The following is a 12,321-nucleotide window of genomic DNA, read 5'->3' as shown; positions in this document are numbered from 1 at the left end:
AAGCGCCGCCGGGCCCACATGCCTGCCGGCCGCGCCACCTCAGTCGCGCGGCGCATCCGCCTTCGACAGTTCGCCGGTAATCCGCTCGCCCGGAATCCGCGCTGTCCGCCAGGTATCGAGGGCAATAACGCCACCCAAAATGACCAGGGACAGCGAAAGTGACGCCAGGGCATCGCTGAGCCAGTGGTATCCCAGGTACAGCCGGCTCAGCGCTGCGAGCACAATGCCAATCCCTGCGCCAACAAACCCCAATAAGGCAGCCCGCCGGTTACTGCGCCGGGAGTAGATCAAAAAGGCACCCACCAGCAGGAAGTCGCATGCTCCCAGGACGTGCCCGGACGGGAACGAGAAGGTGTGGTCAATGCCAAAAAGCATTTGATCCACGGGGGGTCGGGACCGCCTCACAATATGGAGGATGATCTGCGAAATGATCACGCCGGTAAGCATTGCGGCGGCCAGCAGCATTGGGCGCCAGGCATGCTTCGCAGAGAACCCCCAAGCCACAACCACCACCAGCACGATGATGGGGAGGGCAATGGGCCCGAAGACCACCGCCAGGACGATCATTGCGACGGTAAGGGCTTCGGACCTCAGCCCGAGCAGCCAGTCCCGGGCGGGACCGTCGGCTGCGGACAGGCCATCGGCCTGCAGGACGCTGACCAGGGTGGTAATGAAGAGCGCCACCCCCACCACGGCGAGGATGGCGGCTGCGCGGTACAGGCCGCGCCGGTCCTCCGGCTCCAGATAACGCTCCTCCACTACGAACTTGTCGTGGAAGGCCCGCCATTTGCCGGCGCTCTTTCCAATAGCTCCGGATCCTGCTGATCCCTGGTGTCCTGTCATGCCCATCCCTAGGTGAGAAATGCTTAGGGTGAAGATTATCCCGTCTGCCCTGCTTTGATCAGTAGCCGGATCAGTAGCCGGGAACGGCACTTCCGCCCCAGAGCCTAAGGCCGCTTATACGCCGTACCCTGGCGGTAGCCTGACTGGATGGGCGTTATGAATGAACTGATCAATCCGCGGGGCATAGAAGCGCTTACCCGGATCCTCCGCGACAGCGCACCAGCTGTGCAGTGGACACAAACGGCTGCCACCGCGTCGCTGCTCGGTGACCTGAACCTGCGGGCCAGGACTGATCTGGTAGCAGACGCCCTCGCCGCTGACGCCGGCTCAGGTCCAGCCCCGGCATATACGACGGCGTCTGCCGCCTTCCGGGCGGCACTGGCAGTTCCGGATTTCACCGGCTGGGTCCTCTGGCCCGTATCGGAGGCGGCCGTCACCCTGGCTCTTGCATCAGGTTCAGCTGATGACTTCGACAACTGCCTCGGCCTGCTGGCGCAACTGACGCCAAGGCTCACCGGGGAGTTCGCAGTCCGCCGCCTCCTGGCAAATAATCCGGAGCGGGCCCTGGCAGCAATCCTGGGTTGGACGGCCAGCACCGATGAGCACGTCCGCCGTCTGGCCAGCGAGGGCACGCGCCCCTACCTGCCGTGGGCGGTGCGCGTCCCGGCCCTCCTTCAGCGGCCCGGCGCCACCCTTCCCATCCTTACTGCCCTCTACCGCGACCCGTCCGAGTACGTCCGGCGTTCGGTGGCGAACCACCTCAACGATCTCGCCCGGCATGCCCCCGACGCTGTTGTGGACACCGCCCGCCACTGGCTTTCCGCGGCGGACGGCAACACCGAATGGGTGGTCCGCCACGGGCTCCGGACCCTCATCAAGAAGGGCCATCCCGGCGCTCTGGCCCTGCTGGGCTTTCCTCCGGCGTCAGTGGCTGTTACAGGCCCGCGCCTTGACCGGGACGTCCTTTCATTGCCGGGTGAGTTGACGTTTGCCTTTGAGGTCGCCAACACCGGCACCGAGGACGTGCGCCTCGCCGTGGACTACCTGGTGCACTACCGCAAGGCCAACGGCGGCCTGTCCGCGAAGGTCTTCAAGATTTCAACCCTCACCCTGGCCCCGGGTGAAAGCCGGAGCCTGTCCAGGCGCCATGCTTTCAGGCAGATGACCACCAGGGTTTACCATCCGGGCGTGCATGCGTTGGAGCTGCAGATCAACGGAACCGTGCATGGCCGGGCCGAGTTCCTGCTGGAGATGCCGTAGTTCCTGCTGTGTGGGCTAGAACGATCCCGTGGTGAACTGCCAGCTCCTGCCGGCGAACGGGTTTCCGGCAAGGTCCCGTACTCCGGCGCTGCCACCGGTCACCGTCACGGTGTACCTGGTCTTCGCAGCCAGGGCCTGCTGGGGGTCCAGGATCCACTGGTTGGTGGTGCCGTTCCGGTATACAGCCGCCGGTACCACTGCGCCGGTGGCAGCATTCTTCACCGTGAAAGTGGTCCCGGTAACGCCCTGGACAGCCTCACTGAACGTAACGCTGATGTTGTTGGTGCGTCGTACCAGCGTTGCACTGCTGCCGGGGGTGTAGCCGGTGAGTACGGGGCCGGGTCCGGTAACAAAGCTCCAGCTGGTGGAAGCCAGCGGGGTTCCTGCACTGTCGCGGATGGCTGACGTGCCGCCCGCCAGGGTGGCTGTGTAGCGGGTGTCCGCGGCCAGCGCGGCGGCCGGGTCCAGGGTGGCGGTGCGGGTGGTGGTGTTGTAGGTGACGCTGGCGGGAACGGTGCTGCCGGCAGCGTTCCTAAGCACGAATGTTCCGGTGGTGACTCCCTGGACGGCGGCGCTGAAGGTGGCGGTCACGTTGGTTCCGTTTGCCACCGCCGACGCGTCTGCTGCCGGCGTCGCGGCGGTGACGGTGGGCGCAGGAGCCGGAGCAGGAACCGGCGAGGGTGCGGGCGCAGGAGCCGGCGCGGGTGCGGGAGCCACAGCGCCGGCAAACAGCAGCCGGTTGGGCGTGCCGCTGGTGGCTCCGGTGATCACTCCGGCGGTGGCGTTGGACACCAGCGCGCCCGCTACCTGAGCCGGCGAAAGTGCCGGGTCCTGGGAAAGCAGCACTGCAGCTGCCCCTGCCGCATGGGGAGCGGCCATGGAGGTTCCGGACATGGACGCCGTGGCGGTGGCGGAAGTGTGGTGGGTGGAGGTAATGCTGACGCCGGGCGCGTAGAGGTCCACGCAGGAGCCGAAGTTGGAGAAGGACGCCTGCCGGTCAGCGGAGTCGCTGGCGGCGACAGTGACTGCCCCCGGGACGCGGGCGGGGGAACCACCGCAGGCATCAACGGCGGAGTTGCCGGCGGCAACCACTGCAGCGACGCCGTCGTTCATTACAGCCGTGATGGCGGCGTCCACTGAGGAACTGGCGGCGCCGCCGAGGCTGAGGTTTGCCACAGCGGGCGTTCCGGCAGGATGGTGGGCGACGATCCAGTCCAGGCCGGCTATGACGTCGGAGTTGTAGCCGGAGCCGTTGCAGTCCAGAACCCGCACCGGCACCACGGTGGCGCCCTTGGCCACCCCGTAAGTGGACCCGGCAACCGATCCGGCCACGTGGGTGCCGTGCCCGTTGCAGTCGCTGGAGCCCAGGCCGTCAGCGACGGCAGACCAGCCGCCTGCAACCCGGCCGCCGAAATCGGCGTGGGAGGCAAGGACCCCCGTGTCCAGCACATAGGCGTTCACCCCTGTTCCGGACGCCGTCCAGGAGTAGGACCCGGAGAGGGGCAGGGGCCTCTGGTCTACGCGGTCCAGGCCCCAGGGTGCGGGCTGCTGGGAAGCGGAAAGACTGACGGGCGCATCCGCTTCCATCGAGACCACGCGCCCGGACCGCGCCAGGGCAGCGGCCTGTGCAGGATTGGCGGTTACCACTGCGCCGCGGATGGCGTGGGCGAAGGTGCGGCCCACCGCCAGTCCCTGCCCCCGCATTGCTGCTGCCTCTGCGGCAACATCGGCATTGGCTGCGTACTGGACAATGTAGCGGCCCGTCGCTTCTACCGGCGCCGGCGGCGCTGCTGATGCCGGCAGGGAAGCGGCGGAAAGGGCGACGGCGGAAACCAGCACTGCTGCGGCGGGCAGCACAAAGGATGGAGTACGAATTTTGGGGTCCTTGCTTCGGCGTTGCGGGCTGCGCGGGCAGGTGAATCGTCCCGCCCTGCCAAAAGACTAGGACCCGTTTCCGCACTGGACCCGGCTCCTTGCAGGATCCTGTGCCAACCCTTTGGGATTTCTGCGGCTCTGCGCCAAAGCTCAGATCGAGGCGCCCGCGGGGACACTCAACCGGTGGTTCCGCCACGAGTATTCCGGCTCAAAACCCAGCAGGCGCCGTGCCTTGTCAATGGACAGCATGGTTTCGTGCTCGCCCAGGTCCTTGGTGACCTTGACGGCGGGGAACACTTCCGCAGCCAGTTCCGCACTGGACCGGCTCATCACCGTATCCGCGTTGGCGATGATGTACGCCTCGAAGCCCGGCTTTGCGTTTTCCAGCGCGCGGACCACGGCCTGCGCGCCGTCGCGGCCATCGATGTAGCTCCAGAGGTTCCATTTCCGCAGCGTGGCATCGGCGTCGAATGCAGGGAACCCGGCGTAGTCTTCCACGTCCATGACGTTGGAGAACCGGAGCCCGGAGATGCTCAGTTCCGGGTCCCACCGGGTCAGCTCCACGGCCATCTGCTCCTCTAGGTGCTTCACCAGCGAGTAAGTGCTCTCCGGCCGCGCCGGGTACTCTTCGTCCACCGGAATGTAGGGCGGGTCGACGTCGAACGGCAGTCCCAGGACCGTCTCGCTTGAGGCGTACACCACCTTCTTGATGCCGGCGCGCCGGGCCGCCTGGAACACGTTGTAGGTGGCGAGCATGTTGTTTTCGAACGTGGCCGCGTCCGGGATAATGCCGGGCGCGGGAACGGCACCCAGGTGGACCACGGCGTCGAACCCGGCGTGCCGGTCGTCCAGCCCGAGCAGGACATCCACCACCTGGCCATAGTTCCGCAGATCCACCACCACCAGACCGGGGTTCCGCTCCCCTGCCCGGTCCAGGTTCAGCACCTGGTGCCCGTCGCCGGTCAGCCTGCGCACCACGTGCCGTCCCAGCTTTCCGCTTCCTCCCGTTACTGCCACCCTCATGCGCGTTCTCCTTTTTCCTTGATGAAGCGTTCGACGGCGGCGATCGCGAGTTCCGTGATGTCGCCGGGGTCGCCACTGCCGTTAACTGGCACCAGCAGGCTCCGGCCCGAGTAGACGGACACGACCTCGTGTGTCTCGCGGTGATAGAGGTCAAGGCGGCGCCGGAACACGTCCACCGTATCGTCCCCGCGGCCTCCGTCCTCGGCACGCCGCAGCATCCGCCGTTCCAGCTCGGCGTCAGGGGCCCGGAGCTCGATCACCGCATCGATGCCGTGTCCCTGGGAGGACAGCATATTGTCGAGTTCGGTTACTTGGGCTGCCGTGCGCGGATAGCCGTCCAGAAGGAAGCCGCCCTGGACGTCGGCGTCCCGGAGCCGGTCCTTGACCAGGGCATTGGTGAGGTCGTCCGGCACGAACTCGCCGTCGTCGAGGTACCTTGCGGCTTCATTGCCCAGTTCAGTCCCGCTGCTGACGTTGCTTCGGAAGATCTCACCCGTGGAAACGGCCGGGATACCGAAATGCCGCGCCAGGTGTTCTGCCTGCGTTCCCTTGCCGGAGCCGGGCGGACCGATGATGAGCAACCTGGTCATGTGTCTGTCCCTCCATGGCGCAACTGGCGCTGGCTTTCCGGGTCCGCCGCCGGCAGCACCGGCGCGTGCCCCATTCTGCCGGTAATGCCCGTTCCCGCGCCAGTATCAGCGGGCCTGCGCAGCGTGAACCGACGTTTCCGGGCCTCTGGGGATGTATATACTTCTGGATATCGGTTTAGCAGCAGGCCGTTGGAAAGTTCGTCGATCCAGCGAGCACTGCGGCCTTCCCCTTCGGGGCGGCCAGAACGCTACGTGCTCGCTTAGACCTGAGCGAATGGCTTGAAAGAATCCGTGGCCAGCGAGTCAACTGCAAAAATTGATACATCCATTACCGAGCACCTGCACGAACTTGTCCTCAACAGCTCCGATGTTGAGGACTTCCTTATGGAACTGGCCCAAGTATCGGCCCGCAGTCTTTCCGAGCCGGGCGACGAGGTTCTGAGCGCCATCACGCTGCTGCGCCGGCGAAAGGCCGCAACTGTGGTCAGCAGCAGTCCTGCCGCCGAGGCGGTTGCGCGGCTTGAGTACGAGTTCAACCAGACTCCCAGCCTGACGGCCTCCACCACCCAGGAAACCGTCCAGGTGCCGGACATCCGCCATGACGGCCAGTGGCCCGACTACTCCGCAGCACTGGTGGGCGAGGGCGTCCGCTCCGTCCTCGCGCTGCCCTTCCAGCTCGAAGGCGAGACCAAAGCTGCGTTGCTGCTGTACTCGGGACGCCCGAACAGGTTTGAGGCCCGGGTGCTCAAATTCGCCCAGGATTTCGTCAGCCAGACCTCCCTCGCACTCCGGCTGGCAGTCCGATTTGCGCATCACAGCGAGACCGCGGCAAACCTGCGCGCCACACTTGAGTCCCGGACAGTGATCGACATGGCCGTGGGCATCATCATGGCCCAAAACAGGTGCAGCCAGCAGGACGCCTTCGAAATCCTAAAGACAGCGTCCAGCACCCGCAATTCGAAATTGCACGACGTTGCCACGGCAGTGGTCAAGTCCCTGGGCCAGGGCCCGGCACGCACCCACTACGACGGGTAGCAGAGGGCTTCTGGCACCACCGGCGACCGACGTGTGTTGCCGTCGCCGGCCTGCCTGTCATAGTTGCTTCCCTGGCCCGGGCCCGGGGGTAGACTGGGGCCAACTCTTGCCGGGGGGCTCCAATGAAAAACAAGCGTGTCTGCCTCGTCGTTGAAGACAACGACGATATCCGCGGACTGATCACTGTGGTCCTGACCCGTGCAGGTTTCACTGTCAGGGCAGTTGCCACCGGCGCAGAGGGTATCGCGGCCGCGGCGGACCCTGCCGTCACACTGGTAACACTGGACCTGGGTCTGCCGGACATGGACGGACATGTGGTGGCCCGCGCTGTCCGGGCGCTGAGCAAGGCCCCCCTGCTGTTCCTCACGGCCCGGTCCGAAAATGATGACGTCCTTGCCGGAATGGCCTCCGGCGCCGCCGCGTATCTCACCAAGCCCTTCCACCCAAAGGAACTCCAGGCCTTGGCGAACCAACTCTGCCCCGCGCCCCTTACTCCGGAAGATTCTTCCCCGCAGCCTCTTTCGCAGGCGCCCCGCGTGTCCGGCAAGTCCCTCCGCTAGCCTGCCTGCCCGGCCGACATCTGCCGTCGTCGAAACCAGCCACGCTCTCTCACCTGATGCAAGGTTTCCAGACACGCTCTCTCACTTGATGCAAGGTTTCCAGACACGCTCTCTCACCTCACGCAGAATGATGCCAGCGCTCGGTGACTTCCGACGGCGGTTCCCCGCCGCCGTCGGAAGTTCTTGCCTTGTGCGAGGGCTACTTCGCGAGGAAACGCAGCAATGCTTCGTTGACCTCGGCAGCGTGGGTCAACAGCAGGCCGTGCGGGGCACCCTCAACTTCCAGATATTCGGCATCGGGCAGCGCTTTGGCAAACAGCCGTCCTGTGGAGTCGATGGGGAGGATGTTGTCCGCAGTGCCATGGAGGATCAGTGCGGGAACGTCGATCTTGGGGATGTCCTCCCGGAAGTCCGTGAGCCAGGTGGGTTGGGCTGCAACAGATGCCGTGGCTCCGGCGCCGGCGGCGGTGTTCCAGCTGGCAGTGACCGCCTCCTGGCTGAGGCGGGGCGTGCCCAGGAAGGTATCGCTGTTGTAGAAGTTCTTGAAGAATTCAGTGAAGAAGGCGTACCTGTCCGCAGTCACAGCCTCAGTTAGTCCGTCGAAGACCTCCTGCGGAACGCCGTCGGGGTTGTCATCGGTTTTCAGCAGGAAAGGTTCAAGGGATCCGAGGAACGCTGCCTTGGAAATCCGGGCGGAGCCATAGGTGCTCAGGTAGCGGGCCACTTCGCCGGTGCCCATAGAGAAACCAACCAGTACTGCCTCGTTCAGGTCCAGATCGGTCAGAATGGTGTTGAGGTCGGCAGCGAAAGTGTCGTAGTCGTAGCCCTCGGTGGTCTTGCTCGATTTGCCGAAGCCGCGGCGGTCATAGGTGATAACGCGGTAGCCGGCGTCGAGCAGAGCCCTTGTTTGCTTCTCCCAGGAGGCGCCGTCCAGGGGATAGCCGTGGATCAGCACGACGGGCTGACCCGAGCCGTGGTCCTCGTAGTAAAGCTCGATGTCAGTGCTGTTTTCGGTTCCAACGGTGATGAAGGCCATCGCGGCAGGTCCTTTCGAGACTGTGGTATCGGTGCGGGCGGGAGAGATCCCTTGCCCACGCAATCCCTACTCTAGGTTGGACCGCCGTGCCCGGCGCTACTGCGAGGGCTGCGGAAGCTCGCAGGAGATCTGTGGATTGGCGCCCATGTAGTTCAGGGGGCCGGCGACAATGGTGATCGCTACAGTCCCGGCTTGCGCACAGGTGCCCGGTGCTCCCGCGAAGTAGCCCCGCTGCCAGGCGGCCACACCGCCGATGATCAGCCAGATAACAACAAGAGCTCCGAGAATCCGCATGATTCCTCCATAGGCCGTGGCGGCTGTGGGATCAATTATGCGGCGTCCGCCCGGAAAAGTGAGAGAGCGTTAGGGAAAAGCCTGCAGAAGGTGAGAGAGCGTCGGGGGGGAACCTGCGGAAAGTGAGAGAGCGTGCGTCTGGGGGAACAGAAATGCACCTCCGGCGCCGGGGTTGGTTCCCGGTACCGGAGGTGCATTCAGTGTTCTAATGCTGCCGTGCTTTGATCAGGCCTTGGCGGTCTTGCCCGGCAGGGCCAGCTTGAAGACCTTGGCCCAGGAGGAGCCCACCTGCTTGAGCAGCGGGCCGGTGGTGTACTTCAGACCGTAACGCTGGCAGATCTCGCGGACCTTCGGCGCCACTTCGGCGTACCGGCTGGACGGCAGGTCCGGGAAGAGGTGGTGCTCGATCTGGTGCGACAGGTTGCCGGTCATGAGGTGCATGAATTTGGAACCTGAGATGTTGGCGGACCCGATCATTTGGCGGACGTACCAGTCGCCGCGGGTTTCACCCTCCACCATTTCCTCGGTGAAGGTGTCAGTGCCTTCGGGGAAGTGGCCGCAGAAGATGACGGCGTGGGCCCACACGTTGCGTACGGCATTGGCAGCCAGGGTGCCGTAGAGGGCCTGCTTGCCTGAGCCGGTGAGCATCGCGACCGCCGGCGTGGCGGCGTAGTCCTTGGTGAACTGCGTGACGACCTTCTTGCCCAGGGCTTTCAGGTCCTTGAGCAGGGCCTCCTTGGACTTCGTGCCTTCCTTGAACTCAGTGAGCTCGAGATCATAGATGGCGATGCCCCACTCGAAGACGGGAGCAAGGATGGCGTTGAACAGCGGGTTGGCCAGGTTGATGGGCTTCCACGGCTGGTTCTCGTCCATGCGCAGGAGGTTGTATCCGACGTCGTTGTCCTTGCCCACCACGTTGGTCCAGCGGTGGTGGAGGTCGTTGTGGGTGTGCTGCCAGGAGCGCGAGGGCGTGACGAAGTCCCATTCCCAGGTGGTGGAGTGGATGTCCGGGTCCCGCATCCAGTCCCACTGGCCGTGCAGGATGTTGTGGCCCAGTTCCATGTTTTCAAGGATCTTGGCCAGGCTCAGCAGGGTGGTGCCCGTAACCCAGGCGGCCTTGTTTTTGCTGACCAGCAGGGCTGCTCGGCCGGAGATTTCCAGGCCGCGCTGGATTTTGATCATGCGGCGGATGTACGCAGCGTCTTCCGCTCCGCGCTTGCCGAGGATCTCGTCGCGGATGGCATCGAGTTCGCGTCCAAGCTCGGCCACCTGCTCGTCGGTCAGGTGGGCGGCAGCAGGTGGCCGGACGGTGGGGCTGCCGGTTTCTGCCAGCTTTCCGGGGCGCGTCCTTGACCCTCCGGTGGAACTGCTTTCGGCAGGTGTGTGCTTGCTTGGGGTAATTACAGACATACGTGGTTCTCCTCAGGCTTCGAGGTTGACGGGTCCGGCGGCTGCCGAGACACACGTTTGGATCAGTTGGCCGGGTTCGCCATGAATTTCTCCGGTACGGAGGTCGCGGACCTGTCCGGCCCGGAGCGGGGTAAGGCAGCTGTGGCAGATGCCCATGCGGCAGCCGCTGGGCATCAGCACGCCTGCGTCCTCGCCCACGTCCAGCAGGGGGGTGTCGCCGTCGGCTTCCACTTCCCGGTCGGACGTTTCAAAGGTGACCATGCCGCCGTCGTGCCCCACCCCCGCGTTGAACGTGGTGTTGAAACGCTCAATCATGAGGTTTCCGGGGTCACCAGCCACCGCAACATCCGAACCCGGCGCCGCCGTGGTCAGCGCGGCACGCTTCCACAGCGCCTCGGCGTCGTCCAGGAAGCTGTCCGGACCGCAGGCATAGGCGGCGCGTTCCTTCCAGTCCGGGCAGATCTCGTCCAGCTGTGCGGTGTTGGTCAGGTCCATGCGGCCTTGCTCGCCGGTGAACCAGTGGGCGAGGCGGAAGTTGGGGAATTGATCAGCGAGCTCGGCGAGTTCTTCGCGGAAGAGGCTGTCGCCGGGGGTGCGGGCCGAGTGGACCAGCACGACGTCGGCATCAGGACGCCGCGGAACAAGCGTGCGGATCATGGACATCACCGGGGTGATGCCGCTTCCAGCCGTCACCATCAGGAGGGGCCGGGGGTGCTCCGGGAGCACGAAGTCACCCTGCGGGGGCGCCAGGAACAGGACGTCGCCCGGGCGGGTGGTGCGCACCAGCGTGCCGGAGACTGCGCCAACGTCGGTGACCGTGATGGCGGGGTCCTTGCCGGCGGGGGCGCTGAGGGAATAGGACCGCCAGTGGCGGACCCCGTCCAGCTCGACACCGATGCGGGCCCATTGGCCGGCAAGGTGGGAGTGCCAGCCGCGGCCGGGCCGGAAGAAGATGGTGGCGGACTGCGCCGTCTCCTGGACTACCCGGGTGACCACACCACGAAGCTGCCGCGCAGAGTAGACGGGGTTGAACAGCGCTAAGATGTCCTCCGGCGCCAAGGGCGTGGTGAGTACAGAGGCCGCCTGGGCCAACTGGCGTAGCCGGATCATGCGATCAAGCCTAAAACGGCGCGGGCCATATTTCTCTCTCTCCGTCATATGACCGTTCCGCAGTCACGCTGTAGTGGGGGCGCTAAGCCCCCAAGCCGCACTTTAAGAGTAACGGCTGCGGTATGCGGAAGGTTCCCCCACATTCAGTAAGCATGCTTAGTATACCGCGGTCAGGGGCGGCAAGAGATATTTTTACATGGCGGGCGCGATCGTTACGCCACCTCTTCTGGGTCAGGAGCCGGAAGGCCTCCATCCCAGTGCGGGCGCTATGTAGCGGGTGACGTTTGCCAGGAGCTTGGTGTTGAACCCGACGCCGAGCTGGTTGGGGACGGTGAGCAAAAGGGTGTCGGCGGCCTGCACCGCTGTGTCTGCCGCAAGTTCCTCGGCCAGGACATCGGGTGCTCCCACGTAGCTTTTCCCGAAGCGGGCGGTCAGCCCGTCAATGACGCCCACCTGGTCCCGGCTGTCCCGAAGCGCACTTCCGGCAAAGTAGCGGCTGTCCTCACTGTCCGCGATGGGAAGCACGCTGCGGCTGACCGAAACACGCGGCGTGTGCTGGTGGCCCTGCGCAGCCCAGGCGTCCCTGAAAAGCCGGATCTGCTCCGCCTGAAGTTCATGGAAGGGCACGCCGGTGTCCTCGGTCAGGAGGGTGGAACTCATCAGGTTCATTCCCAGCTCAGCAGCCCAGACGGCAGTCTTCCTGCTGCCGGCTCCCCACCAGATGCGTTCGGACAGGCCCGGTGATTGCGGTTGAACGGGCAGGAGCCCGGTGGCACCGCCGGCGTAGCGGGGATCGGCTTCCGCGATGCCGGCGCCGCTGATGGCTTTCCGGAACATGGCTGCATGCCGGCGGGCCATATCGGCGTCCGTCTCCCCCGGCTGCGGACGGTAACCGAACACTGCCGCTCCGTCCCGCGCCGGCTCGGGTGAACCACGGCTGATGCCGAGCTGAAGCCGGCCTCCGCTGATGAGGTCGGCCGCCGCTGCGTCCTCTGCCATATACAAGGGATTTTCGTAGCGCATATCGATCACCCCGGTGCCGATTTCGATCCGGTTTGTCCTCGCACCAATGGCGGACAGCAGGGGAAACGGCGAGGCCTGCTGCCGGGCAAAGTGGTGGACACGGAAGAATGCTCCGTTAACCCCGAGTTCCTCGGCCGCGACTGCGAGGTCGATTGCCTGCAGCAGGGCGTCGCCTGCCGTCCGGGTGTGGGAACCCTGGCCGGGGCCCCAGTGGCCGAATGAAAGGAATCCAATGCGCTCCATACCTGCCCCAACTGCGGCA

12 protein-coding genes are annotated in these 12,321 nt (G+C 65.2%); 3 read left to right on the top strand and 9 right to left on the bottom strand.

Annotated features, from left to right (window positions below; translation table 11 throughout):
* Positions 1–39 precede the first annotated feature (39 nt).
* Positions 40–843, bottom strand: a complete 804-nt coding sequence (locus AC5RTE_RS10785) for a phosphatase PAP2 family protein (protein WP_494041396.1) — start codon at positions 841–843, stop codon at positions 40–42.
* 147 nt (positions 844–990) lie between these two features.
* Here AC5RTE_RS10785 and AC5RTE_RS10780 point away from each other — a divergent pair, with 147 nt between their 5' ends.
* On the top strand, positions 991–2,103 hold the full coding sequence (locus tag AC5RTE_RS10780; RefSeq protein ID WP_494041395.1) for a DNA alkylation repair protein: 1,113 nt from the start codon (positions 991–993) through the stop codon (positions 2,101–2,103).
* A 15-nt stretch (positions 2,104–2,118) separates the two neighbouring features.
* Here the strand turns inward: AC5RTE_RS10780 and AC5RTE_RS10775 are convergent, their stop codons facing one another.
* From AC5RTE_RS10775 to AC5RTE_RS10765, 3 genes are all read right to left on the bottom strand, one after another.
* Positions 2,119–3,960 (bottom strand): S8 family serine peptidase, encoded by a 1,842-nt coding sequence (locus AC5RTE_RS10775; RefSeq protein WP_494041394.1) that lies wholly within the window; start codon positions 3,958–3,960, stop codon positions 2,119–2,121.
* Positions 3,961–4,128: 168 nt separating this feature from the next.
* The gene (locus AC5RTE_RS10770; RefSeq protein ID WP_494041393.1) at positions 4,129–5,001 is read right to left on the bottom strand and encodes an NAD-dependent epimerase/dehydratase family protein; all 873 of its coding nucleotides are present in this window, start codon (positions 4,999–5,001) and stop codon (positions 4,129–4,131) included.
* A complete protein-coding gene (locus AC5RTE_RS10765; RefSeq protein WP_494041392.1) occupies positions 4,998–5,591 on the bottom strand; it encodes an adenylate kinase in 594 nt (197 codons plus the stop codon). The genes AC5RTE_RS10770 and AC5RTE_RS10765 overlap by 4 nt, the downstream gene beginning before the upstream one ends.
* Positions 5,592–5,882: 291 nt before the next feature.
* Between AC5RTE_RS10765 and AC5RTE_RS10760 the strand changes: the two genes are divergently transcribed.
* Positions 5,883–6,626 carry a GAF and ANTAR domain-containing protein gene (locus AC5RTE_RS10760; protein ID WP_494041391.1) on the top strand — a complete coding sequence of 248 codons (744 nt, stop codon included), beginning with the start codon at positions 5,883–5,885 and terminating at the stop codon, positions 6,624–6,626.
* A gap of 122 nt (positions 6,627–6,748) precedes the next feature.
* Positions 6,749–7,186 carry a response regulator transcription factor gene (locus AC5RTE_RS10755; RefSeq protein ID WP_494041390.1) on the top strand — a complete coding sequence of 146 codons (438 nt, stop codon included), beginning with the start codon at positions 6,749–6,751 and terminating at the stop codon, positions 7,184–7,186.
* A gap of 199 nt (positions 7,187–7,385) precedes the next feature.
* Here the strand turns inward: AC5RTE_RS10755 and AC5RTE_RS10750 are convergent, their stop codons facing one another.
* The 5 genes from AC5RTE_RS10750 to AC5RTE_RS10730 all read right to left on the bottom strand — a co-directional run bounded on the left by AC5RTE_RS10750 (position 7,386) and on the right by AC5RTE_RS10730 (position 12,302).
* Positions 7,386–8,222 (bottom strand): alpha/beta fold hydrolase, encoded by an 837-nt coding sequence (locus AC5RTE_RS10750; RefSeq protein ID WP_494041389.1) that lies wholly within the window; start codon positions 8,220–8,222, stop codon positions 7,386–7,388.
* A 96-nt stretch (positions 8,223–8,318) separates the two neighbouring features.
* On the bottom strand, positions 8,319–8,516 hold the full coding sequence (locus AC5RTE_RS10745) for a hypothetical protein (RefSeq protein WP_494041388.1): 198 nt from the start codon (positions 8,514–8,516) through the stop codon (positions 8,319–8,321).
* 225 nt (positions 8,517–8,741) lie between these two features.
* On the bottom strand, positions 8,742–9,926 hold the full coding sequence (locus AC5RTE_RS10740) for a fatty acid desaturase family protein (RefSeq protein ID WP_494041387.1): 1,185 nt from the start codon (positions 9,924–9,926) through the stop codon (positions 8,742–8,744).
* 12 nt (positions 9,927–9,938) lie between these two features.
* Complete coding sequence (locus AC5RTE_RS10735) at positions 9,939–11,036, bottom strand: ferredoxin reductase (protein ID WP_494041386.1); 1,098 nt, start codon at positions 11,034–11,036, stop codon at positions 9,939–9,941.
* Positions 11,037–11,267: 231 nt separating this feature from the next.
* Positions 11,268–12,302: an LLM class flavin-dependent oxidoreductase gene (locus tag AC5RTE_RS10730; RefSeq protein WP_494041734.1), complete on the bottom strand. Its 1,035-nt coding sequence runs from the start codon at positions 12,300–12,302 to the stop codon at positions 11,268–11,270.
* Positions 12,303–12,321 lie beyond the last annotated feature (19 nt).

It is taken from the genome of Arthrobacter sp. K41 (assembly GCF_059089645.1).
The sequence above is the reverse complement of the archived record's forward strand: the minus strand, read 5'-3'. Positions and strand labels throughout refer to the sequence as shown.

Coding starts and splice junctions, on each gene's coding strand:
- AC5RTE_RS10730 (WP_494041734.1), bottom strand. CDS start 12,302: ATGGAGCGCATTGGATTCCTTTCATTCGGCCACTGGGGCCCCGGCCAG.
- AC5RTE_RS10780 (WP_494041395.1), top strand. CDS start 991: ATGGGCGTTATGAATGAACTGATCAATCCGCGGGGCATAGAAGCGCTT.
- AC5RTE_RS10770 (WP_494041393.1), bottom strand. CDS start 5,001: ATGAGGGTGGCAGTAACGGGAGGAAGCGGAAAGCTGGGACGGCACGTG.
- AC5RTE_RS10740 (WP_494041387.1), bottom strand. CDS start 9,926: ATGTCTGTAATTACCCCAAGCAAGCACACACCTGCCGAAAGCAGTTCC.
- AC5RTE_RS10750 (WP_494041389.1), bottom strand. CDS start 8,222: ATGGCCTTCATCACCGTTGGAACCGAAAACAGCACTGACATCGAGCTT.
- AC5RTE_RS10765 (WP_494041392.1), bottom strand. CDS start 5,591: ATGACCAGGTTGCTCATCATCGGTCCGCCCGGCTCCGGCAAGGGAACG.
- AC5RTE_RS10755 (WP_494041390.1), top strand. CDS start 6,749: ATGAAAAACAAGCGTGTCTGCCTCGTCGTTGAAGACAACGACGATATC.
- AC5RTE_RS10745 (WP_494041388.1), bottom strand. CDS start 8,516: ATGCGGATTCTCGGAGCTCTTGTTGTTATCTGGCTGATCATCGGCGGT.
- AC5RTE_RS10735 (WP_494041386.1), bottom strand. CDS start 11,036: ATGATCCGGCTACGCCAGTTGGCCCAGGCGGCCTCTGTACTCACCACG.
- AC5RTE_RS10785 (WP_494041396.1), bottom strand. CDS start 843: ATGACAGGACACCAGGGATCAGCAGGATCCGGAGCTATTGGAAAGAGC.